Raw genomic sequence first — 22,819 nt, forward strand, 5'->3', positions numbered from 1 at the left:
TTGGCGATTATGTACGTAAATCGTACAAAAAAGCCATAAAAAAACGCGCCTAAAAAGGCGCGAGCTTTTTCGAATACCCTAAATAATTCGAGCTGCAGGAAGGCGGCAAGGGTGTGAATCCCCAGGAGCTTACAAAAGTAAGTGACTGGGGTGAGCACACGCAGCCAACGCACCTGCAGCTTGAAGTATGACGGGTATTAGTCCTGTTGCTGGAACTGGGTCATTACCGTTTGTTCGCACTGCTGCTGATCTTTACGCAGTTTGCCGCGCTCATCTTCGCCCAACTCCAGCCATGCGCTAATCACTTCCTGCGCGATTTCTTCATTGAATTCAGGCTGCTGCATGGCCGATGAAGACTGGCTGGCCGCGAGTTGCGACTTCAGCTTCTCAGTGTAGCCATCCAAATCGCTGGTCTTCTTTTCACTGCTCACCAGATGACACAGCTGGCTGGCATAAACATTCTCTTCCTGATTATTGTCACCGTCGGCAGCCAACGCGCCGGCCGACAGCGACAGCCCAACGAGGGCGAGTAATAACGCTTTCATAATAGGCTCCAATAATTTCCAATAAATCATTTTTCGTTCTGTTCGGCGCGGGCGGCCTGACGGGCAGCACGCCAGTTTAACAATGGCGTGACCGTGATGCCGTGCAACACAATGCTGCACACCACTAACGTCAGCGCCATGTCCACCATCTGCTCCGCCTGCGGTCCACGCATGCCGTGCACCCATGCATAGGCAATATAATTGATACTGCCGATGCCGCGAATACCCAACCAGCCAATTAGCAAGCGTCGCATCAGCGGAATATCGCAGCGCCATGTGGTGATCCACACCGCCAGCGGGCGCACCACCACAAACAGCAGCAGCGCCAGGCCAATGCCGGTGAGATTCCAGTGCTGCGCCAGCGTAATACCGAGCACCACCATCATGCCCGCCGCCAGCAAACGCTCGATAGTATCACCAAAGGAGAGCGCATCGCCTATCACCAAACCCACCGATTTCACCATGCCGCTGCTGCCCTGCGCCATCCGCTGACCGGTATTCACGCGCGCTTCAGCCGGTAAGAAACGCTCCTCTTCAGACATCTCATCTTGCGGATAGTGCTTCACCACGCGCAATTCCGCACGACGTAAACCGACGCCAGCCGCAAAGGTGGCGAGGAAGCCCGACGCATCCACCGACTGCGCGGCGGCATAGCTGAGCGCAATCAGCGCCAGCGCGAACAGATCGTTGGGTGCCAGATCCTGATTGGCGGTACGTAAATGCGTCGCCAGCTGGCCGATCAGCCAGCCCAGCGCAAAGCCGATTCCCAGCCCGCCGCCAATCGCCCACAGCGCATCTTTGGCGAACCATTCACCGAGCGCAGCGGTGCTGAGTTCGCCCGGCTGCAACAGCAAAATCGCCAGCATCAGCAGCGGCAGCGCCGAGCCGTCGTTCATGCCCGCTTCGCTGGAGAGCGCCACGCGCAGGGCATCGTCGTCACGCGCATCGTTCACTGAAATCAGGCTGGCGAGCACCGGATCGGTCGGCGCGACAATGGCACCAAACGCCAGCGACATCGCCCAGTCAAAGCCGGTGATCCAGTGCACCAGCACCGTCATGCCGCCGACGGTGAGCAGCATCGCGGGAAACGCCAGCCTGACGCCAAGCCGCCACGCATGCGCGTTGAGCGGTAAGCGCAGTTTCAGCCCGGTGATAAACAGCGAGGCTGCCATCGCGATTTCAGTAAGATGCGCGGCGAGGTTGGCGTGACCGATGATGTCGACTTGCAGCAGATTGAGCATCCACGGGCCACACAGAATGCCCGCGAACAGGTAGAGACCAAATGAGGTCACTGGCCCGCGGTGTATCCAACCGGAAGCCAGTGACATAAGAAGTAAAAGACCGCCGGTGGCGGCGGTCCAGGCCAGGAAATTCATAACGCTCCGTTTTTAAATAACATTCTCCTTTAAGCCTGGCACATGTTAGGCGATCAGTTTTTCAGATGACGGCTTGCGAGGCGAATCATCAGGGCAAGCGCAGCGGCCAATGTTGCGAGTGCAACCACGCCGGTCCAGCCCCAATGTGCCAGCGCCAGGCTACCCAGCGCCGCGCCGGTCGCCATGCCGATGAAAACAACGGTAAACATCAAGGCGTTAAGGCGGCTGCGTGCTTCTGGCGCCAGGCTGTAAACCAGCGTCTGATGCGCCACCAGCGTGGCCTGCACCCCCAAATCAAAACCGATGGTGCTGATGATAATCAGACCAAGCTGAGCCGGCATCGGCAGCAGCGGCAGCAGGAACATCAGCGCGAACGACACCATCACCAGCGTGGCACCGTACTGCGTAACACGCGCCGGACCGATGCGATCCGCCACGCTGCCAGCTAACGGTGCGGCTAAAGCGCCCGCGGCTCCGGCGAGGCCGAATGCGCCAGCGACCGCGCTATCCAGATGGAAGTTTTGACTTAGCATTAACGCCAGCGTTGACCAGAAGGCGCTAAAGCCCACCGACAACAAACCTTGTGCCAGCGCGGCGCGGCGCAGCGTTTGATGGTGCTGCCACAGATGCGCCAGCGACAGCAGCAAACGCGGATAGCTCACCGACGTGCCCGGCGTAAAGCGCGGCAGCACGCGCCACAGCGCCACGCTAATCAGCAACACCGCCGCCGCCGCAATCATGTACATGGTGCGCCAGCCGAAATACTCCGCCACCACGCCGCTTACCACGCGTGACAGCAAAATCCCCACCAGCAATCCCGTCATTACCGTGCCGACGATTTTGCCGCGGCTGCGCTCCGGCGCTAACGCCGCTGAAGCGGGCACGATGTCCTGCGCCACGGTGGCGGTTAAACCGGTGACGAAGCTGGCGATCAGCAAGGCGTTCAATCCGCCCGAGAAGCCACACAGCAGCAGCGCGGCAACCAGCAGCAAACCTTTAATCAGGATAATGGTACGGCGATCGTGGCGGTCGCCGAGCGGGGCCAGCAGCAAAATGCCCAGCGCGTAACCGGCTTGCGTCAGCATCGGCACCATGCCGACGCTGCCGATGCCGACGTTGAACTGTTTGCTGATGATATCCAGCATCGGCTGGCTGTAGTAAATCGATGCAACGCTGAGTCCGGCACCGGCCGCGAGCGTGAAGACCAGCGGCGCGGGCAGTTTTTCAGCTGGCATGGCTGACGTTGATATAGCTGACATAGTGGATTCCCCCGTGAAAGTGCGCTTATTAAAGCGCGTTGCCGCCATACGCGGTAGACTGCTCAAACACAGAACTGTTATGCGTGGTGCGTATGAACAACCCATCCAGCCTTGATCGTATCGAACTGATGCAGACCTTTATTCGCATCGTCGAGAGCGGATCGCTCTCCGCCGCCGCCGCCCAGCTCGGCACCACGCAGCCCACTATCAGCCGACGGCTGCAGGCGCTTGAGCAGCGGCTTGGTCTCAAACTGATTATGCGCACCACGCATGCGCTGAAACTCACCGACGATGGCGAGCGCTGTTATGCGCAGGCGCGTCAGCTGGTCGCGACCTGGCACGCGCTGGAGGATGACCTCACCGGTGCCAGCGACGACCCGATTGGCACGCTGCGCGTGCGGGCGCCGCATGCGTTTGGTCAGGATCAGCTAATTGAACCGCTGATTGATTATCTGCATCGCTATCCACGCTTAAACGTGGAGTGGACGCTGAATGACCGCACGCCAGACTTCATCAGCGAAAACATCGACTGCGCCATTCAGGTCGGTGCGCCCAGCGATGCTTCAATCGTAGCGGTGTTACTGGCGGAAGTGCCACGCTTTGTGGTGGCGGCACCGTCGCTGCTGGCCGCGCACCCGCCAGTTGAGGACGTCTCGCAGCTCACCAACCTGCCCTGGCTGGCGCTGACCAGTTTTTATCGCAACGAAATCGCCCTGCAGCGTATTAACGATGGTCAGCCTGTGAACCTGGCGATTGCCCCGCGCCTCGCCAGCGACAGTTTATACGCGGTGCGCAAAGCCGCCGTTGCCGGGATGGGCGCGGCGGTGGTGTCATCGTGGGTGGTGCAGGAGGATTTAGCGAAAGGGGATTTGATTCAGCTGTTGCCGGAGTGGCAAGCGCCGCCGCTGCCAGTGTGGCTGACTTATCCGTGGGCCAGCTACTATCCGGCGCGGTTACAGAAGTTTTTCGCCATGATTCGGGACGTGATGCCGAAGTTAGCCGGAACGCAGCCAGCGACGCGGTAGCGGTTTTCCCTCACCCTAACCCTCTCCCAACGGGAGAGGGAACCGATGGTAGCGCGGTCAGCCTCCTCGCCCGCTTGTGCCGATGGTAGCATGGTCAGCCTCCTCGCCCGCTTGTGCCGATGGTAGCGCGGTCAGCCCCCTCGCCCGCTTGCGGGAGAGGGCTGGGGTGAGGGACAGCGCGCACAAACTACATCTTCACTGCTTTCTTATCCCCCTTCGACATATTGTCCAGCCAGCCCATCACAAAGGCCGACAGCACAAACGTCAGGTGGATAATCACGTACCACATCAGCTTGTCGTTTTCGATGTTGCGCGCGTCCATAAAGATACGCAGCAGGTGAATCGACGAAATCGCCACAATCGAGGCCGCGACTTTGTTTTTCAACGAGCCAGAGTCCATTTTACCGAGCCAGCTCAGCTTCTCTCTGTGCTCATCAATATCCAGCTTGGAGACAAAGTTCTCGTAACCCGAGAGCATCACCATCACCAGCAAACCGCCGACCAGCGTCATATCCACCAGCGACAGCAGCAGCAGAATCAAATCGTTCTCCGCAATGCTGAAGACGTGCGGCAACAGGTGAAAAATTTCCTGGAAGAATTTGATGGTCAGCGCCAGCAGGCCCAACGAAAGTCCCATGTAAACCGGAGCCAGCAGCCAGCGCGATGAATACATCAGGTTTTCGATAAAACGTTCCATAAGTTCCCATTAATCAACAGACAAGTGGGCGAGTATAACCGAACTTATGTGAAGTTATTTCAGCCCTTCTTCAGAAATTTCAGGCGCGGCGGGCAGCGGCAATGACAAACGGAACACCGCGCCGCCTTCCGGCCGATTCTCCGCCCAGATGCGCCCGCGATGGGATTCGATAATGGTTTTACCGATCGCCAAACCCAAGCCGACGCCCGGCACCGCCGACTCTTTATCACCGCGCGCAAATTTGTCAAAAATACGCGTGAGGTTCTCCGGCGCGATGCCGGGACCGCTGTCCCACACTGCAATCTCCAGCCGATCGCGATCGCGCCACGCCCGAATACCGTGCTGCGCTGCGTTGCCTGCATATTTCAGGCTGTTTTCGATCAGATTGGTAAACACGCGCTCTAGCATGGCGCTGTCGCCTTTGATCAGCACCATCTCGGGTAAATCGAGGATAAATTCATGGCCCTTCAGCGACGGGCCCATGCTGCTCAGCGCGCCGCCAATCACCTCATCCAGCGCCACCCACTCTTCGCGCAGATTGAGTCCGCCGGATTGAATGCGCGCCATATCCAGCATGTTACTCACCAGCCGAATGGTACTCAGCGTCTGTTCACGAATCTGATTGGCCTGGCCGACATACTTCGACTCTTCGCTGGCGAGATCGAGCATCAGCATCTCCGCCTGACCAAAAAGCACCGTCAGCGGCGTACGCAGATCGTGCGACAGCGCTGACAGCAGCGCATTACGCAGCTGCTCGCGCTCGGCGGCCAGCCGCGACGCCGCTTCACTGTGCGACAGCGCCATGCGTTCCAGCGCGTTAGCAATCAACACGGTGAAGGTTTCCAGTAAACGCTGCTGTTCGGGGATCATCAGCTGACGCAGGTTTTCCGGTTCCACCACCAGCAAGCCGAGACAGTGATTACCACTTTTCAGCGGCAAAATCTGGTACGGCACCGCGGGCAAGGTATCGGTGCCCGCGCCCGCCGGTTGGCCTTTGCTGTAACTCCATTTGGCGATAGCCAGATCCGGCGGCGTACCGATCGCGGTATCGCCCACGGTTTGCAGCTCGCCCTGCTCATCCGGCAGCAGCAGTAAACTGCGCGCCTGCAGGGTGACATCGATGATGCGCTGGCTGGTGGTGGCGATATCCTGCGGCGTCAAATCGCTGCCGAGCGCTTTCGCCATCTCATACAGATGCCGCGCGCGCTGTTCACGGTAGCGCGCCACTTTGGCCTGATAGCGCACGCCCGCTGTCAGATTCCCAACAATCACGCCCACCGCCAGCATCACCGCGAAGGTCACCAGATACTGCAAATCCGACACCGCCACGGTGCCGGTAGGCGCGACAAAGAACAGGTCGAAAGCGATGATGTTGATCACCGTGGCGAACACCGATGGCCAGCGGCCATAGCGCAGCGCCACCAGCACCACCGCCAGCAGATAAATCATCACGCTGTTGGCGGGATCAAACGCCACCAGCAGCCAGCGGCCGACGCCGGTGACCACAATACACAGCAGCAGCGCCATCACACAGCCGCGCAGATAGAGCCGCCATTTTTCGTTGCTGGCGCGCTGGCCGCTGAGCGGATGCGGCGCATCGCGCACCGGTTCATCCAGCGCCACCACCAATAAATCGAGATCCGGGCCGAGTTCGCCGAGGCGCTGGGCAAAGCTGTCGCGCCGCCAACGCCGTTGTGGCTGACGGCCGGTCACGATTTTGCCGAGATTGTGCTCGCGCGCGTAACGCAGCACCGCGCGCGCTTCATCGGGATCGGAGAGCGTGGCGGTTTCAGCGCCAAGTTCCTGCGCCAGTTGCAGCGTGCGTAAAATGGCGCGACGGCGCGCTTCCGGCAGCCGATTGAGGCGCGGCGTTTCCACATACACCGCGTGCCATTCGCTGCCGAGCCGTGCCGCTAAACGCGCGGCGGTGCGCACCAGCTTTTCGCTGCCGGTATCGTCGCCGATGCACAGCAGAATGGCGTCACGCGTGTGCCACACTTTGTCGCGGCCTTGCCGATCGCGCCAGGCACGCATCTGGTCATCCACGCGATCGGCGGTACGACGCAACGCCAGCTCACGCAGCGCGAACAGATTGCCTTTACGGAAAAAGTTTTCGATGGCGCGTTCGGCGCGGTCGCCGACGTAGACTTTGCCCTCTTTCAGCCGCTGACGCAGATCGTCCGGCGGCAGATCCACCAGCACCACTTCGTCGGCGCTATCAAAGAAGGGATCGGGCACGGTTTCACGCACCTGAATGCCGGTGACGCCGCCGACCACATCATTCAGGCTTTCCAGATGCTGGACGTTAACGGTGGTGATGACATCAATGCCCGCTTCGAGCAGCTCTTCAATGTCCTGCCAGCGCTTGGGATGACGCGAACCCTGCACGTTGGTGTGCGCCAGTTCATCCATCAGGATCACCGCCGGATGGCGCGCCAGCGCGGTATCGAGATCGAATTCGGCATGGCGCGAACGGCCGGTGGTACGCCGTGGCAACAGCGCCAGCCCGTTGAGCAGCGCGGCGGTCTCTGCACGATCGTGGGTCTCTACCACGCCGGCTAACACGTCGAGACCTTGCGCCCGCAGGCGCTGCGCCTCCTGCAGCATGGCGAACGTTTTGCCCACGCCCGCACAGGCGCCAAAGTAGATTTTCAGCTTACCGCGATGGCTGTCGCTGTGGTTCAGCAGCAGCGCATCGGGATCGGGGCGGGCAATTTCGTCGTTCATCGATCGTCCATCGTAAAAACAGCGTGATAAATCGCGTCGCTACGATTGCGTGCATATACCGTAGCGGCGCAATGCATTGCGCGAGGTGTTTATCCTTGTAAATCATCCAGCGCCAGATTCAGGCGCAGCACGTTTACCGTCTCTTCGCCAACAAACGGCAGCAGCGGGCGCTCGGTGTGGCGCACAATCAGCGCCTCGACATCTTTCAGCGCCATCTTGCGCGCGGCGGCGATGCGCGGTGCCTGCCACAACGCGGCTTCTGGCGAAATATCCGGATCTAATCCGCTCGCCGATGCGGTGACCAACTCCACCGGCACCGCTTTGGGCGCTTGCGGATTCGCCGCACGCAGCGCGGCGACGCGTTCCGCTACCGCTTTATCCAGCGCCGGATTGCTGCCTGCCAGATTGCTGCCGCTGGAGGCCAACGCATTATAAGGCGCATCGCCGGTAGCGGAAGGTCGGCCCCAAAAGTGGCCCGGCTGATTAAACATTTGCCCAATCTGCTCGGAACCGCGTACCGCGCCATCCTGCTCAATCAGCGAACCGTTGGCCTGCGATGGGAACCACCACTGCGCCAGACCGGTGGTCAGCAGCGGATAGACCGCGCCGGTGAGCAGCGTAAGCACCAGTAACAATACAATAGCCGGACGTAACTGACTCATTTCTCTTCTCCTTAAGCCAGGCCAAGCAGCGTTAGCAGCAGGTCAATGGCTTTAATACCTATAAACGGCACCACTAATCCGCCCGCACCGTAAATCCACAGGTTGCGACGCAGCAGCGCCGCCGCGCTCAGCGGACGATAACTCACGCCTTTCAGCGCCAGCGGGATCAGAAACACAATCACCAGCGCGTTAAAAATTACCGCCGACAGAATCGCCGAGTTCGGCGAATGCAGCCCCATCACGTTGAGCATGTTGAGCTGCGGATAGGTGGCGGCAAACGCGGCCGGAATAATGGCGAAATACTTCGCCACGTCGTTGGCGATACTGAAGGTGGTGAGCGAGCCGCGCGTCATCAGCATCTGTTTGCCGATGTGCACCACTTCCAGCAGCTTGGTCGGATTCGAGTCGAGATCGACCATGTTGCCGGCCTCCTTCGCCGCCTGAGTTCCCGAGTTCATCGCCACCGCCACGTCGGCCTGCGCCAGCGCCGGTGCGTCATTGGTGCCGTCGCCGGTCATCGCCACTAAGCGCCCTTCGGCCTGATACTGACGAATCAGTGCCAGCTTGGCTTCCGGCGTCGCTTCAGACAGGAAGTCATCGACACCCGCTTCCGCCGCAATCGCCGCCGCGGTTAATGGGTTATCGCCAGTGATCATCACCGTTTTGATGCCCATCTTGCGCAGCTCGGCAAAGCGCTCTTTGATACCGCCTTTGACGATATCTTTCAGCGCCACCACGCCCAGCACCTGCGCGCCTTCGGCCACCACCAGCGGCGTGCCGCCAGCGCGCGCCACTTCTTCGACGGCGGCATTCACTTCTAACGGGAAGCGGCCATGATTGGCTTCAATGTGGCGACGAACCGCATCGACCGCGCCTTTGCGGATCAGACGATCCTGCACGTTCACGCCGCTCATGCGCGTTTGCGCCGAGAAGGGAATGAAGCTCGCCCCCATGCTGCTCAAGTCACGCTCACGCAGGTTAAATTTCTGCTTCGCCAACACCACGATGCTGCGCCCTTCAGGCGTTTCATCGGCCAGCGATGCCAGCTGCGCCGCATCGGCCAGCTGCTGTTCGCTGACACCCGGCGCGGGCAGAAACTGCGTCGCCTGACGGTTGCCAAGCGTGATGGTGCCGGTTTTATCCAGCATCAGCACATCGACGTCGCCCGCCGCTTCCACCGCACGGCCGCTGGTGGCGATAACGTTCGCGCCCAGCATGCGGCTCATGCCCGCCACACCGATGGCCGACAGCAGGCCGCCGATGGTGGTGGGGATCAAACACACCAGCAGCGCCACCAGCACCGTGATGCTGACTGGCGTGCCGCCATACGCTGAGAACGGCCACAGCGTGGCGGTCGCCAGCAGGAACACAATTGTCAGCGACACCAGCAGAATGGTCAGCGCCACTTCGTTCGGCGTTTTACGGCGTTTCGCGCCTTCCACCATCGCAATCATGCGGTCAAGGAAGGTTTCGCCCGGATTGACGCTGCACTGAATCACCAGCCAGTCGGAAAGAATGCGCGTACCGCCGGTCACCGAGGAGAAATCCCCGCCCGATTCACGGATCACCGGCGCGGATTCACCGGTGATGGCGCTCTCATCCACCGATGCGCCGCCCTCCAGCACCTCGCCGTCGCACGGAATGATGTCACCGGCTTCCACCAGCACCACATCGCCTTTGCGCAGCGTATCGGCCGCCACGTTGTGCCACGCAGCGCCGTAGCGCGCTTCGGCCAGTTTTTTCGCATCGCTGGTTTTACTGATGCCTTTCAGGCTGTTGGCCTGCGCCTTGCTGCGCCCTTCCGCCAGCGCTTCGGCGAAGTTGGCGAACAGCACGGTGAACCACAGCCAGATGGCGACGCCGGCGGTAAAGCCCGCGTTACCGCTGAGCGCGCCGCTGGCCATGCCCACCGCCAATACCGAGGTCAGCACGCTGCCGATCCACACTAAAAACATCACCGGGTTGCGGAACTGCACGCGTGGATCGAGTTTTTTCAGCGCATCCAGCATGGCAACGCGGGTTAGCGCCGCATCAAATAGCGCCAGTTGTTGACGACTCATGATTCCGTTATCCCTGAATTGATTGCAGATGTTCCGCGACCGGGCCCAATGCCAGCGCGGGGATGAACGTCAATGCGCCCACCAGCAAGACGGTGCCAATCAGCAGCGCGATAAACAGCGGGCCGTGCGTTGGCAGCGTGCCGTTGCCGACTGGCTGAATTTTCTTCGCCGCCAGCGAACCGGCAATCGCCAGCACCGGAATGATGATGCCGAAGCGGCCCACCAACATGCAGAAGCCCAGCAGCAGGTTCCAGAACGGCGTGTTAGCGCTCAGTCCGGCGAAGGCGCTGCCGTTGTTATTGGATGCCGAGGAAACCGCGTACAGCACTTCGCTGAAGCCATGAATACCAGGATTGGCCATACCGGCGCGACCGGCGTCGGTCATCATCGCCAGCGCGGTACCGAGCAGCACCAGCGTTGGCGTCACCAGAATCGCCAGCGCGGTCATCTTCATCTCCCACACGTCGATTTTTTTGCCCATGTATTCTGGGGTGCGACCGATCATCAACCCGGCGATAAACACGCCGAGCAGCACGAACAGCAGCATGCCGTACAGGCCAGCACCGACGCCGCCGAACACCACTTCACCCAGCTGCATCAACCACATCGGCACCATGCCGCCGAGCGCAGTGAAGGAGTCATGCATGGCGTTGACCGCACCGCACGACGCCGCCGTGGTGATCACCGCAAATAAGCTGGAGTTGAGAATGCCGAAGCGCGTCTCCTTGCCTTCCATATTGATGGCGCTGTCCGCGCCGAGCGCGAGGAAGTGCGGATTACCGCGCAGTTCGGCCCACATCACGGTGATCACCGCCAGCACGAACATGATGGTCATCGCCCACAGCAGCATGTGACCCTGACGACGATCGCCCAGATGCTGACCAAAGGTGAAACAGAGCGCTGCCGGGATCAGGAAGATGCTCAGCATCTGCACGAAGTTGGTCAGCGCCGTTGGGTTTTCGAACGGATGTGCCGAGTTGACGTTGAAGAAACCGCCGCCGTTGGTGCCGAGCATTTTGATCGCTTCCTGCGACGCCACCGGACCGAGCGGCAGCGTCTGCTGCGCGCCTTCCAGCGTGGTGAGCGCATGGTAAGGTTCGAAGGTTTGAATGCTACCCTGGCTGATAAAGAACAGCGCGATAACCAGGCTGATCGGCAGCAGCACGTAAACAGTAATGCGCGTCAGGTCACGCCATGCGTTGCCGAGCGTATCCAGCGAACGGTTGGCAAAACCACGAATCAGCGCAAACGCCACGGCGATACCGGTCGCCGCCGACAGGAAGTTCTGCACCGTGAGGCCCGCCATCTGACTGAAATAGCTCAGCGTGCTTTCCCCGGCGTAGGATTGCCAGTTGGTGTTGGTGACGAAGCTGATAGCGGTATTGAGCGCCAGATCCCAGCTGAGATTAGGCAGATGCTGCGGGTTCAGCGGCAGCGCAGCCTGCGTCATCAACATCAGCAGCAGCAAGGCAAAACCCAGCGCGTTAAACAGCAGAATCGCCAGCAGATAGTGCGGCCAGCGCATGGCATCGCCGTCGGCACCGGCCAGTCGCCACAGCGCGCCTTCGGTGCGCGGCAGCAGCGGCTTGTCAGCGACAAACAGGGCGAGATAACGTCCCAGCGGTTGTGCCAGCACCATCAGTACCAGCAGAAACACCGCAATTAGCATAAATGCATTCGCCGCCATCAGAATGCCTCCGCATTAAGTAGGGCATAAATCAGGTAGCCCAGAAGAACAAACACCAGCACGATGCCGGCTATCACGCCCACGCTCACAGCAACCTCCAGAGGATTTAGGTAGTGCTGCAAGCATGCGCGGCGCGGCATAAAGAAGAGGTAAAAAGGCGGGAAGCGGGCGTAAATAAAGTATAAAAATGGTGAAGAATTAAGCGCTTTCTAACGCCCAGATGCGGTTCAGATCGATGTTCTGCCATAAGCCGCTGTCTTCCGCGCCGGTGATGCTGTCGGTGCAGAAGCTGTCGCCAAGATCGAGCGCTTCCGGTTTCACTTCGCGCTGCGCGTGCAGCGACCAGAACACATGCACTTTGGGCTTGAGCAGCGATTTTTCGCCAGCCTGTACCACCAGCGCCACGCGCCCGGAAGCCAGTCGCACCAGCGATCCCACCGGATAAATGCCGATGGTGCGTACGAAGGCGTGCAGCAGCGTGTTATCGAAGTGGCCACGCCAGCTCAACATGTTGTGCATCGCTTCGGCAGGCGTCCAGCCTTTGCGATAAGGACGATTCGAGGTGACGGCATCATAGACGTCGCACACCGATGCCATGCGCGCATACAGTGAGATTTCGTCGCCTTTCAGTCCGTGCGGATAACCGTTGCCGTCATACTTTTCATGGTGATGCAGCGCGATATCCAGCAGATCTTCACCGGCCTTGGCTTCCATTAACATCTGCGCGCCCACGATCGGATGCTGACGCATCACGGTGAACTCTTCATCGCTGAGCTTGCCGGGTTTGTTGAGAATCTCCAGCGGCACTGCGGCTTTACCCACATCATGCAGCAAACCGCCCATACCAACGCGCCGCAGCTGATGCTCATCGAGGCCCATTTTTTTGCCGAGCGAGATCATCAAACCGCACACCGCCATTGAGTGCAGATAGGTGTAATCGTCGTGATTTTTCAGCCGCGCCACGCTCAGCAGCGCCGTGGGTTCGCGGGTGATCGAACCGGCAATTTGATCAACCAGATCAAGGGTGTAATCGAGGTCGAGGCCTTGCCCCATGCGCGCCTCGTTAAACATCGCCAGCACCTGCGGTTTTCCCTGATTGAAGATGCTTTGCGCCTGATCCATCTCCTGGAAAAACGGGGTTTGAGGAATCTCTTTTTTCGGCGCAGGCGTGACGGGTGCCTGTACCGATTTGTCGAGATCGATCCATAACTGCAGGATCCCCTCATTGCGGATCATCGCGATCTGGCGTTTATCAGTGATCAGCATTTGGTTGCGAATGCGCTTATCTTTGACCCACCAAACCTCCAGTTTGTGGATAAACATTCCCTGCCGCAGTTCGTCAACATTAATCAGCTTTATCACGATATCGCTCCTTAATATCAGTGGGTGGTAAGGAGGTATCGGCAGCTGAGCAAAAAATCTTCAGAGTGGATTTGTGCGATCGGTGAGGTTTGCGCGAGGGGTGCGTATAAATGCGAATTTTACGACGTTGGATCGCCATTTATGGCGACCATGATTTTAGGCTACAACCGCTGAACGCTGCGCCAGAAAGGCACTTAACGGCGTTACCCTGCTCAACTCTTCCTGTGTTCTGGCATCGTTTTCCACTTCCCATAGATCCAAATGGCGCTGCAGATTCAGCCAAAAATCGACTGAAGTATCGAAAACAGCTGCCAACCTATATGCCATTTCGGTGGTCAGTTTACGGTTGTTATTCACCAATGCACTGACTGTATTGCGGTGCACGTTCAACATCTCTGCCAGGTCATTCACTTTGAGGTTAAGCGGCTCGAGGAACTCGTACTGCAGAACATCGCCAACGCTGGTCGGTTTACGCATCGCCTGTTTCATTATTGCTTCTCTTTAACGTTTAGCAGTTGGCCAAAAGTTGCTGCTAGCGGTGTTTACGATAAGTGTGTGGATCGAGATAGAGATCTCTTGCCGTGCCATTAACCCATTGAAAAATTAGTCGATACTGCTCATTTATCCGTATTGAATAATACCCCAATAGCGGAGGTCTTAAAGCCTCAAAGCGATTACCCGGTGGTGAACGCAAATCATGATGCGATGTTGCGGCATGGATGATGTCGAGCTTGCGCGCCAATGCGGACTCAATCATGGCCGGGATATGCTTATGCGGTGTTGCATAAACAAAAAATAATCGCAGCCAATCGTCCCTGAAACTGTGAATTGAACCCTTCATCTACTACCACACCTGATGTAAACATGGTGGGCAACTTATTGCACTAACGCACTGTGCTCAAGTGCCTTTTTTAACATCATAACGAATTTCAGATCGGGATTCCAAAAATTTATGAGCCGATGATTAAACCGCTTTAATACCGCGCGCTTTCTCCGGATTTTCATAAGAGGCAGCAGGGTTCTGCTCCGCACCAACGCGTTCAATCGGTCCCATCACCAGCAGGAACAGCAGTGCAGCAACCACGCAGTGCGCGCCGACAAACACCAGCCCGATGCTGTAGCTGCCGGTCAAGCCGACGATGATGCCGAACAGCAGCGGCGTGATAAAACCCGCCATATTGCCGATGCCGTTAAAAATCGCGCCCGCCAGGCCAACCGCTTCTTTCGGTGCGGTATCGCTGACAACCGTCCAGGTTCCGGCGCCCGCCGCCACGCCTTTACCAAAGAAGGCGAACGACATCATGGCGATAATGCCGACGTTGCTGGGGATCACCGCCGCCAGAACCAGCGATGCCGCCATCAGCATGCCGACAATATACGGCGTTTTACGCGCCCAGGATAAACTCCAGCCGCTTGCCAGCAGTTTGTCGGAGATATAGCCACCGCTGATGCCGCCGAGGAAACCAAATACCGCTGGTGCGATGGTGGCAAAACCGGCATCAAGAATATTCATGCCGCGCGCCTGCACCAGATAGATCGGGAACCAGGTGATGAAGAAGTAGCTCAACGCGATGATGCAGTATTGGCCGATATAGGCGCACCACAGCATGCGGTTGCTGAGCAGCTTCCTGAACATCGCTTTGCTCAATGGCGGACGCGCTTTTAGCGTTTGTGCCGAATCGATATCAACCAGCGCACCGCCCTGCTCAATGTAGCGCAATTCATTTTCCGAGACCTGCGGATGATGGCGCGGGCTGCGCATAAAGCCCATCCAGACAAACACTGCCAGCACGCCAATGCCGCCCAGCACAAAGAACGGCCATTCCCAGCCGAAGCGCGACACCAGCCAGCCGGAAAGCGGCGAAAAGATGGCGACGGCAAAATATTGCGCCGAGGCAAAGAGTGAAGAAGCACGGCCGCGTTCAGCGCTGGGGAACCACATGATCACCGCGCGCGCATTGGCGGGAAAACTCGGTGCTTCAATCAGGCCCAGCGCGAAACGCAGCGCAAACATCAGCGTGAGCGCCATGGTCATGCCGCTGGAGAACTCGCCGACAAAGCCCATCAGCAACGTGGAGATCGACCACAGCGCCAGCGTCACGCCATACACTTTTTTGGTGCCGAAGCGATCGAGAAACAGGCCGCCGGGGATCTGGCCGATCACATAGGCCCAGCTAAATGCCGAGAGGATCAGACCAAGCTGGATCGCCGAAAGTCCAAACTCATCTTTGATCGCCGATCCTGAGATCGACAGGATCGAGCGGTCGGCATATGCCACTACGGAAAGAAACAGGATCAGGCAAAGGATCCCAACGCGTACGTGGCTGTTCTGTGGACGATGATTGGCTTTTTGCATGGGCTGAATTCCTCAAATGAACGTGCCGGAATACCGCTTTATTTCCCTGTTGAGCAACTATAGGAAGCAGTTTCACCCACGGTCATTGTGCGAATGGCGGAATCGACGGAGCAAAATAGCGTCAGATTTAGCCGCTGGCACAAAGTGAGGTGCGGTGCTGCACAGAACCTCAAAAATCAGCAGGCTGTTGCACCGCAATGTGCGCCAACTCTAAGAAAATAATTCGCAGTGCAACTATGAGTGCGCGAAGGAAAGACGCACCCGAGAGCAAAGTGTGCGCTTAGCTGCAAAATCCAACCTTGCCGATTGTCAGCCGGGTGGCGGGCTCGTAGGCTGAAAATGATTTCATTGAGCCATTTTTAAGATCGATGAAACATTCATTCTAATAACAAGCTTACTCTGGAGTCTGCGATGAAAATCCTCAAGGCGATTGTGTTGCTCGGCCTGCTCTCGACGTCACTATCGGCGCTGGCGGAAAAAATTGGCGTGTCGATGGCCTACTTCGATCAAAACTTCCTCACCATTATTCGTCAGTCGATTGATAAAGAAGCCAAAGCGCGTGGACTCGATATCCAGTTTGAAGATGCACGCGGCGATGTGGGACGTCAGACCGATCAGGTGCAGAGTTTTATCGGTGCGGGCGTGGATGCCATCATCGTCGATCCGGTCGATTCCGCCAGCACGCCGCAGCTCACCAGGCTGGCGCAGCAGGCAAAAATTCCGCTGGTGTACGTCAACCGCACGCCGGGCGATAAATCGCTGCCGGCCGGCGTGGTGTTTGTCGGCTCCGACGAGCGTGAATCCGGCACCTTGCAGATGGAAGCGCTGGCGAAAATGGCTAACTACAAAGGCAATGTGGCGATCATGATCGGTAACCTGACCGACGCCGGTGCGCTGCAACGCACCAAAGACGTTGAGCAAGTGGTGGCGAAATATCCCGGCATGAAAGTGGTACAGAAACAGCCCGCTAATTACGCGCGCAATGAAGGCATGGATTTGATGAATAGCTGGCTGGGCAACGATGAAGCGATTGATATCGTTGCGGCTAATAACGATGAGATGGCGATAGGCGCGGCCATGGCGCTGGCCAAAAGCAATAAAAAGGTGCTGATTGGCGGTATCGATGCTACGCCAGACGGCCTGAAAGCGCTGTCGCAGGACAAAATTCAGGTCACGGTTTTCCAGGATGCGGTCGGCCAGGGCAAAACGTCGGTGGATGTGGCGCAGAAGCTGATCAAAGGCGAGAAAGTGGATTCACACGTGTGGATCCCGTTCGAGCTGGTGACCAAAGAGAATATGCAGAAGTACGTTGAGAAGAGTCAGTAAAAGGTCAAACGCGAGCGATGAATCGCACCGCTACAACATGTGCACAAACCGTAGCGGCGCAATTTATTGCGCAAAACCCATCAGTTTTTTAGTTTAGCCATCTGCACGATATCGTGATATTCGCCGTCGCGCAGGCAGGCTTTGCGCTTCACGCCTTCGCGCTCGAAGCCCAGCTTTTGATACAGGCCCAGCGCGCGTTGGTTATCGTGGAACACTTCCAGCTCAATGCGCATGATACCGAGCCAGTTGAAGGCGTAATCCATCGCGTTGCGGATCAGCTTTTCACCAATGCCGCGCCCGCCAAACGCCGGATCGACGCTGATACCAAAACTGATGCTGTGACGCGTGCGCGGACGCTGTTCGACAAACAGCGTGAGCTCACCGACCATCGCACCCTCAATCTCCGCAACAAAGCCGATGTATCCCAGCTCATCCATCTTTTCGAATTTTTTCTGCCAGGTCGCTATGCTCGGACACGGCAACTGCGTGGTCCAGCGATAGACTTCAGGATGGCTGTAAAGGCGTTGGTAGGCGGCTGCATCGCCCGGCTCACGACCGCGAATGTGTAAATCCATGTCGGTAATCCCTTTTCACATGCACTAAGCTGTTAACTCTCACCATTTCGGGAAGAGTGATTCTATGTTGTATCGCCGTTTTGAACGTTTTATCAATATTTTCCAGGATGCGCCAACCGATTCCCCACCCGCCAGCGTCTGGCCGTTCTACTTCTACTATCTGCGTCAGGTGTGGCCGAGCTTTGTCGCGCTGCTGATTGTCGGGCTGGCACAAGCACTGATCGAAGTGGCGCTGTTCAGCTATCTCAGCCGCATCATTGACCTGGTTAATCACTCGACGCCCGCTTCGCTGTTCAGCGATAACTGGCAAATATTACTGTGGATGGGTTTTGTCGCGCTGATTCTGCGGCCGGTGGTGATTGCTGCGCACGATATGCTGGTACATCAAAGTATTAACCCGAGCATGACCAGCATGATCCGCTGGCAGCATCACAACTACGTGCTGCGTCAAAGCCTGAATTTCTTCCAGAACGATTTTGCCGGGCGCATTGCCCAGCGCATCATGCAGACCGGTAACTCGCTGCGTGATTCGGCGGTACAGCTGGTGGACGCCATCTGGCACGTGGTGATTTACGCGGTGACCTCGCTGGTGCTGTTCGCCGAAGCCGACTGGCGCTTGATGATTCCGTTGATGATCTGGATTGTGGCTTACAGCGTGTCGCTGGGCTTCTTTGTGCCGCGCGTTAAACAGCGTTCGGTGGTGTCATCGGAAGCGCGCTCGAAATTGATGGGCACCATTGTCGACGGCTACACCAACATCGCCACCATCAAACTGTTTTCGCATAACGATCTGGAGAAGCGTTACGCGCGTGAGGCGATTCAGGAGCAAACCGACAAAACCCAGCACGCCAGCCGCATGGTCACCACCATGGATATCACGCTCTCGACGCTGAATGGCTTGCTGATTGTCAGTACCTCCGGCCTGGCGCTGTGGTTGTGGAGCCAGTCGCTGATCAGCGTTGGCGCGATTGCGCTGGCGACCGGTTTGGTGATTCGTCTGGTGAACATGTCCGGCTGGATCATGTGGGTGGTGAACGGCATCTTCGAAAACATCGGCATGGTGCAGGACGGCCTGAATACCATCGCGCAGCCGCTGAGCGTGCAGGATGAACCGAATGCGAAAAACATGCAGGTGACGCGCGGCCAGATTCGTTTTGAGGATGTGCGCTTTGATTATGGCGGCAGTCGTCAGGTGATCAATCGCCTCAACCTCAACATCAAGCCGGGCGAGAAGATCGGTTTGATTGGGCCGTCCGGCGCCGGTAAATCCACCCTGGTGAATCTGCTGCTGCGGCTGTATGACATCAACAGCGGCCGCATTGTGATTGACGATCAGAACATCGCCGAAGTGACGCAAGAGAGCCTGCGCGGGCAAATCGGTATGATCACGCAGGACACGTCGCTGCTGCATCGCTCAATTCGCGAAAACCTGCTGTATGGGCGTCCGGATGCGACGGAAGAGGAGCTGCAGGCGGCGATTATCCGCGCGCGCGCCGACGAGTTCATTCCGCTGCTCTACGATCCACAAGGCCGCACTGGTCTGGATGCGCACGTGGGCGAGCGCGGCGTCAAGCTGTCAGGCGGTCAGCGTCAGCGTATCGCCATCGCGCGCGTGTTGCTGAAAGATGCGCCGATTCTGATCATGGACGAAGCCACCTCGGCGCTGGATTCCGAGGTGGAAGCGGCGATTCAGGAGAGCCTGGAAACGCTGATGCAGGGTAAAACGGTGATTGCTATCGCGCACCGTCTTTCCACTATCGCCAAAATGGATCGTCTGGTGGTGCTGGAGCAAGGTGAGATTGTCGAGATGGGCAACCACCGCGAACTGCTGGCGCACGGCGGACTTTACGCGCGCCTGTGGCAGCATCAGACCGGCGGTTTTGTCGGCGCGGATTAATCACCACGCCGATACGGTAAGGCGTCGCGCGCTTCAATCGCCCAGCCGCGCACGCCTTCCCGTTCCTGCAGCAGAAAATCCGCCACCGCATCGCGCAAGCCGGGATGACACAAATAGTGCCACGAATGGGTGATGTGCGGCTCAAAGCCGCGCACCAGCTTATGCTCGCCCTGCGCGCCCGCATCAAAACGCTGCACACCTTCCGCGATGGCGAAATCCATGCCCTGATAGAAGCAGGTTTCAAAATGCAGCCGATCAAACTCCGCCAGACAGCCCCAATAGCGGCCGTACAGCGTGTTGCCGTCCATTAAGCAGAATGCCATCGCTGCCGGTTGCCCTTGTAGCGTCGCGATCACCACGCGAATCGAATGCGGCATGCGCTCCGCCAGCAGGCTAAAGAAGTGGCGCGTCAGATAGGGCCGCTGGCCGCGCACCGCGTAAGTGTTGGCATAACAGGTGTAAACAAAATCCCACTGATCTTCGCGCAGCTCATCGCCGCGATACCAGCTGAATTCAAAGCCGCTGCTCATCACCTGCTCACGCTCTTTGCGCAGCTGTTTGCGCTTGCGTGACATCAGCGTGTCGAGGAAATCCTGAAAATCGCGGTAGCCTTTGTTATGCCAGTGATACTGCAAGCCGAGGCGCTCCAGCCAGTCTGGCTGCTGCTGCATAATGTGGTTGGCGAACGGCGTGGTGAAGTTGATGTGCGCGCCGCTCAGACCGTGTTGATAGAGGTTATCCGGCAGCGCGCTAAGCAGTTTCAGCACCGCTTCTTCATTGCCCAGCAGGCGTGCGCCAGTCACCGGACTGAACGGAATCGCGCCCAGCCATTTCGGATAGTAAGGAATACCGGCGCGCTGACAGGCATCCGCCCACGCATGGTCAAACACATATTCACCGCGCGAATGGCGTTTGCGATAGCCCGGTAGCGCCGCACGCAGCGTGCCGTTTTCGCGCCACAGCAGGTGATCCGTCTGCCAGCCGTTTTCGGGCCGCACGCTGCCGCTCTCTTCAAGTGACAAGAGAAATGCGTGGCGTAAAAACGGTTGATCGTCAGGTAACAGCGCATCCCATTCGACGGCGGCAATCTCCGCCAGCGACGACAGATGTAGCAAAGACATTCACGGCTCCCGGCCTGATGAAAGCAGGCGCCTAGTTCAACAGGTTTTCCCGCGTGGGAAAAGGTGCAGCGCACTGAATGTGTATACCTTGCTTTGTGCCCGCAACCGACCTGTGGATAGTTCCGTAGCGGCGCCATTTATCGCGCGCCCTTTAGGCATGTGTATACTCAGGCTTTTTAGCCGTCAGGAAACGCCATGGATCGCCTCGATTGTGACCGAATGTTTGTCGCCGTGCTGGAAGTGGGCAGCTTCGCCGGTGCGGCCGAACGCCTCGGCACCAGCAGCGGCCAGGCGTCAAAGCTGGTATCCCGGCTGGAGCAGGAGCTCGGGGTGCAGCTGTTTAAACGCAGCACGCGCGCGCTCTCGCCCACCGAAATCGGTCGCGCCTATTACGAGCGGGTAAAAACCCTGCTGGAAGCCTTTGATACGCTGGATGCCACGGTGCGCGACAGCGCCACTACGCCGAGCGGCCGCCTGAAAATCAGTGCGCCCGGTACCTTTGGTACTGCGGTGCTGGCCAGCGTGCTGGTGGAGTTCGCGCGTCATTATCCGCAGATCGAACTCGACGTGAACTTCTCCGATCGTGCAGTTAACATCGTCGATGAAGGCTTCGATATGGCGATTCGCATCGGCAAGCTTGACGACAGCAGCCTAATCGCGCGCCGCCTCGGCGATGTGCCGATCCGCGTGGCCGCGTCTTCCGGTTATCTGCTGCACCACGGCACGCCACAGCACTGGCGCGATTTGGCGGCACATCAGTGCATCAGCGATACCAACTTCCGCGATCCCTGGCACTGGCCGTTTGTCACGCCGTGCGGCGACAGCGTCAGCATGCCGATTCGCGGTCGTCTCTGTTTCTCCAATACCGAAGCCTGTTTGCAGGCGGCGATCGCCGGATTGGGCATTGCGCGGCTACCAGGTTTTATTGCCGCACCCGCACTGCAGCGCGGTGAAATCGTCTCGCTATTAGAGGAATTCGCCACGCCGCCCATGGGCCTGTTCGCGCTCTATCCGCCGGCGCGTCATCTGGCGCAGAAAACCCGGCTGTTGATCGATTTCCTCGCCGCCCATTTCCAGCACCATCCGCCCGGCTAATTCCTTCCATTTTGGAAGCAATGAAAGCCATTTTGCCCGGATTATCGCCTAACCAGCAGCGCTGTATGCTCACTTCATCAACACTGAGGAGAGAAGACGATGCTGGTAAACGGTAAGTGGAGTGCAGAGTGGCATCCGGTGCAAGCCACCGATCAACAAGGCGGATTTGTGCGCCAGACATCCCGTTTTCGTCACTGGATTAGCGCAGATGGTTCCAGCGCATTCGCTGCCGAGCCGGATCGTTATCACCTCTATGTGGCGCTGATTTGTCCTTGGGCCTCGCGCACGCTGCTGGCGCGCAGTCTGAAAGGGCTGGATAAGGTCATCAGCGTGTCGGTGGTTGAGCCGCAGCTCGGCGCGCAAGGCTGGCGCTTCGGTGATTATCCTGGCGCAGATCGCGACTGGCTGAATAAAGCCGAATACCTTCACGAACTCTACACCCGTGCCGATGCCGATTTCACCGGCCGCGCCACCGTGCCGGTGCTGTGGGACAAAAAGACGCAAACCATCGTCAATAATGAGTCAGCCGATATCCTGCGCATGCTGAACAGCGGCTTTGGCGCGCTGGCGGACGATCGCATCGATCTTTATCCCGAGGATCTGCGCGCTGAGATCGACGCGCTGAACGAATCGATCTATCCGCGCCTGAATAACGGCGTCTATCGCACCGGTTTTGCTACCACGCAGGTGAGTTATCAGCAGGCGTTTAACGATGTGTTCAGCCAGTTAGATGAGCTGGAGCTGCGCTTGCAGGATGGCCGTACTTTCCTGCTCGGCGAGCGCTTAACCGAAGCGGATATCCGCCTGTTCGTCACGCTGGTGCGCTTTGACGCCGCCTATCACGGCCTGTTTAAATGCAACCTGCGCCGCCTGCGCGACTATCCGCTGCTCGATCGTTATCTAAAGAGTATGCTTTCGGTCTCTGGCGTGCGTCAGACGGTGAATATCGATCACATCAAGCAGGGCTATTATTCAATTAAAGCGCTGAATCCAAACGGCATTGTGCCGGTTGGCCCGGATATGGCGGCCTACGATTTATAAGGAACAGG

General features: G+C 58.2%; 20 protein-coding genes. 5 read left to right on the forward strand and 15 right to left on the reverse strand.

From position 1 onward, the window contains the following. Window positions 1-197 precede the first annotated feature (197 nt). The 3 genes from AAF463_RS18380 to AAF463_RS18390 are packed head-to-tail and all read right to left on the reverse strand — an operon-like array spanning window position 198 to window position 3,180. Complete coding sequence (locus tag AAF463_RS18380; protein WP_101762791.1) at window positions 198-545, reverse strand: hypothetical protein; 348 nt, start codon at window positions 543-545, stop codon at window positions 198-200. A 26-nt stretch (window positions 546-571) separates the two neighbouring features. Then, window positions 572-1,921 carry a sodium:proton antiporter gene (locus tag AAF463_RS18385; RefSeq protein ID WP_192236938.1) on the reverse strand — a complete coding sequence of 450 codons (1,350 nt, stop codon included), beginning with the start codon at window positions 1,919-1,921 and terminating at the stop codon, window positions 572-574. Window positions 1,922-1,974: 53 nt separating this feature from the next. Beyond that, window positions 1,975-3,180 carry an MFS transporter gene (locus AAF463_RS18390; RefSeq protein ID WP_101762738.1) on the reverse strand — a complete coding sequence of 402 codons (1,206 nt, stop codon included), beginning with the start codon at window positions 3,178-3,180 and terminating at the stop codon, window positions 1,975-1,977. A 92-nt stretch (window positions 3,181-3,272) separates the two neighbouring features. Here AAF463_RS18390 and AAF463_RS18395 point away from each other — a divergent pair, with 92 nt between their 5' ends. Then, a complete protein-coding gene (locus tag AAF463_RS18395) occupies window positions 3,273-4,205 on the forward strand; it encodes a LysR family transcriptional regulator (RefSeq protein ID WP_192414746.1) in 933 nt (310 codons plus the stop codon). A 187-nt stretch (window positions 4,206-4,392) separates the two neighbouring features. Here the strand turns inward: AAF463_RS18395 and AAF463_RS18400 are convergent, their stop codons facing one another. The 10 genes from AAF463_RS18400 to AAF463_RS18445 form a co-directional block, all read right to left on the reverse strand. Next, window positions 4,393-4,902, reverse strand: coding sequence for a TIGR00645 family protein (locus tag AAF463_RS18400; protein ID WP_101762740.1), 510 nt, complete (start codon window positions 4,900-4,902; stop codon window positions 4,393-4,395). 54 nt (window positions 4,903-4,956) lie between these two features. Further along, window positions 4,957-7,629: a two-component system sensor histidine kinase KdpD gene (kdpD, locus tag AAF463_RS18405; protein WP_350261252.1), complete on the reverse strand. Its 2,673-nt coding sequence runs from the start codon at window positions 7,627-7,629 to the stop codon at window positions 4,957-4,959. Between the two features lie 89 nt (window positions 7,630-7,718). Continuing rightward, on the reverse strand, window positions 7,719-8,291 hold the full coding sequence (gene kdpC / locus AAF463_RS18410; protein WP_137386707.1) for a potassium-transporting ATPase subunit KdpC: 573 nt from the start codon (window positions 8,289-8,291) through the stop codon (window positions 7,719-7,721). Between the two features lie 11 nt (window positions 8,292-8,302). Continuing rightward, on the reverse strand, window positions 8,303-10,351 hold the full coding sequence (kdpB, locus tag AAF463_RS18415) for a potassium-transporting ATPase subunit KdpB (protein WP_137386708.1): 2,049 nt from the start codon (window positions 10,349-10,351) through the stop codon (window positions 8,303-8,305). 7 nt (window positions 10,352-10,358) lie between these two features. Further along, window positions 10,359-12,038, reverse strand: a complete 1,680-nt coding sequence (gene kdpA, locus AAF463_RS18420) for a potassium-transporting ATPase subunit KdpA (RefSeq protein WP_350261253.1) — start codon at window positions 12,036-12,038, stop codon at window positions 10,359-10,361. Beyond that, window positions 12,038-12,127, reverse strand: a complete 90-nt coding sequence (gene kdpF / locus AAF463_RS18425) for a K(+)-transporting ATPase subunit F (RefSeq protein ID WP_081113208.1) — start codon at window positions 12,125-12,127, stop codon at window positions 12,038-12,040. Before kdpF ends, kdpA begins: the two co-directional genes overlap by 1 nt. A 109-nt stretch (window positions 12,128-12,236) precedes the next feature. Then, window positions 12,237-13,400 carry an HD-GYP domain-containing protein gene (locus AAF463_RS18430; RefSeq protein WP_350261254.1) on the reverse strand — a complete coding sequence of 388 codons (1,164 nt, stop codon included), beginning with the start codon at window positions 13,398-13,400 and terminating at the stop codon, window positions 12,237-12,239. Window positions 13,401-13,556: 156 nt separating this feature from the next. Beyond that, window positions 13,557-13,889 carry a HigA family addiction module antitoxin gene (locus AAF463_RS18435; RefSeq protein WP_101762746.1) on the reverse strand — a complete coding sequence of 111 codons (333 nt, stop codon included), beginning with the start codon at window positions 13,887-13,889 and terminating at the stop codon, window positions 13,557-13,559. Window positions 13,890-13,932: 43 nt separating this feature from the next. Continuing rightward, complete coding sequence (locus tag AAF463_RS18440; protein WP_101762747.1) at window positions 13,933-14,241, reverse strand: type II toxin-antitoxin system RelE/ParE family toxin; 309 nt, start codon at window positions 14,239-14,241, stop codon at window positions 13,933-13,935. A gap of 123 nt (window positions 14,242-14,364) precedes the next feature. Further along, window positions 14,365-15,756, reverse strand: a complete 1,392-nt coding sequence (locus tag AAF463_RS18445) for an MFS transporter (RefSeq protein ID WP_350261255.1) — start codon at window positions 15,754-15,756, stop codon at window positions 14,365-14,367. Window positions 15,757-16,167: 411 nt separating this feature from the next. Here AAF463_RS18445 and AAF463_RS18450 point away from each other — a divergent pair, with 411 nt between their 5' ends. Beyond that, window positions 16,168-17,082: a sugar ABC transporter substrate-binding protein gene (locus tag AAF463_RS18450; RefSeq protein ID WP_312464080.1), complete on the forward strand. Its 915-nt coding sequence runs from the start codon at window positions 16,168-16,170 to the stop codon at window positions 17,080-17,082. An 80-nt stretch (window positions 17,083-17,162) separates the two neighbouring features. Here the strand turns inward: AAF463_RS18450 and AAF463_RS18455 are convergent, their stop codons facing one another. Next, window positions 17,163-17,657, reverse strand: a complete 495-nt coding sequence (locus tag AAF463_RS18455; RefSeq protein WP_222235046.1) for a GNAT family N-acetyltransferase — start codon at window positions 17,655-17,657, stop codon at window positions 17,163-17,165. 64 nt (window positions 17,658-17,721) lie between these two features. Between AAF463_RS18455 and AAF463_RS18460 the strand changes: the two genes are divergently transcribed. After that, window positions 17,722-19,554, forward strand: a complete 1,833-nt coding sequence (locus AAF463_RS18460; RefSeq protein ID WP_350261256.1) for an ABC transporter ATP-binding protein — start codon at window positions 17,722-17,724, stop codon at window positions 19,552-19,554. Here AAF463_RS18460 and AAF463_RS18465 read toward each other — a convergent pair. Beyond that, window positions 19,551-20,675 (reverse strand): GNAT family N-acetyltransferase, encoded by a 1,125-nt coding sequence (locus tag AAF463_RS18465; RefSeq protein ID WP_350261257.1) that lies wholly within the window; start codon window positions 20,673-20,675, stop codon window positions 19,551-19,553. The two genes, AAF463_RS18460 and AAF463_RS18465, sit on opposite strands and share 4 nt — an antisense overlap. 195 nt (window positions 20,676-20,870) lie before the next feature. Between AAF463_RS18465 and AAF463_RS18470 the strand changes: the two genes are divergently transcribed. Both AAF463_RS18470 and AAF463_RS18475 read left to right on the forward strand, forming a co-directional pair. Then, window positions 20,871-21,770, forward strand: coding sequence for a LysR family transcriptional regulator (locus AAF463_RS18470; RefSeq protein WP_137386717.1), 900 nt, complete (start codon window positions 20,871-20,873; stop codon window positions 21,768-21,770). Between the two features lie 99 nt (window positions 21,771-21,869). Continuing rightward, a complete protein-coding gene (locus AAF463_RS18475; RefSeq protein ID WP_350261258.1) occupies window positions 21,870-22,811 on the forward strand; it encodes a glutathione S-transferase family protein in 942 nt (313 codons plus the stop codon). Window positions 22,812-22,819 lie beyond the last annotated feature (8 nt).

It is taken from the genome of Pantoea sp. BJ2 (assembly GCF_040255075.1).
GTDB lineage: Bacteria > Pseudomonadota > Gammaproteobacteria > Enterobacterales > Enterobacteriaceae > Pantoea > Pantoea leporis.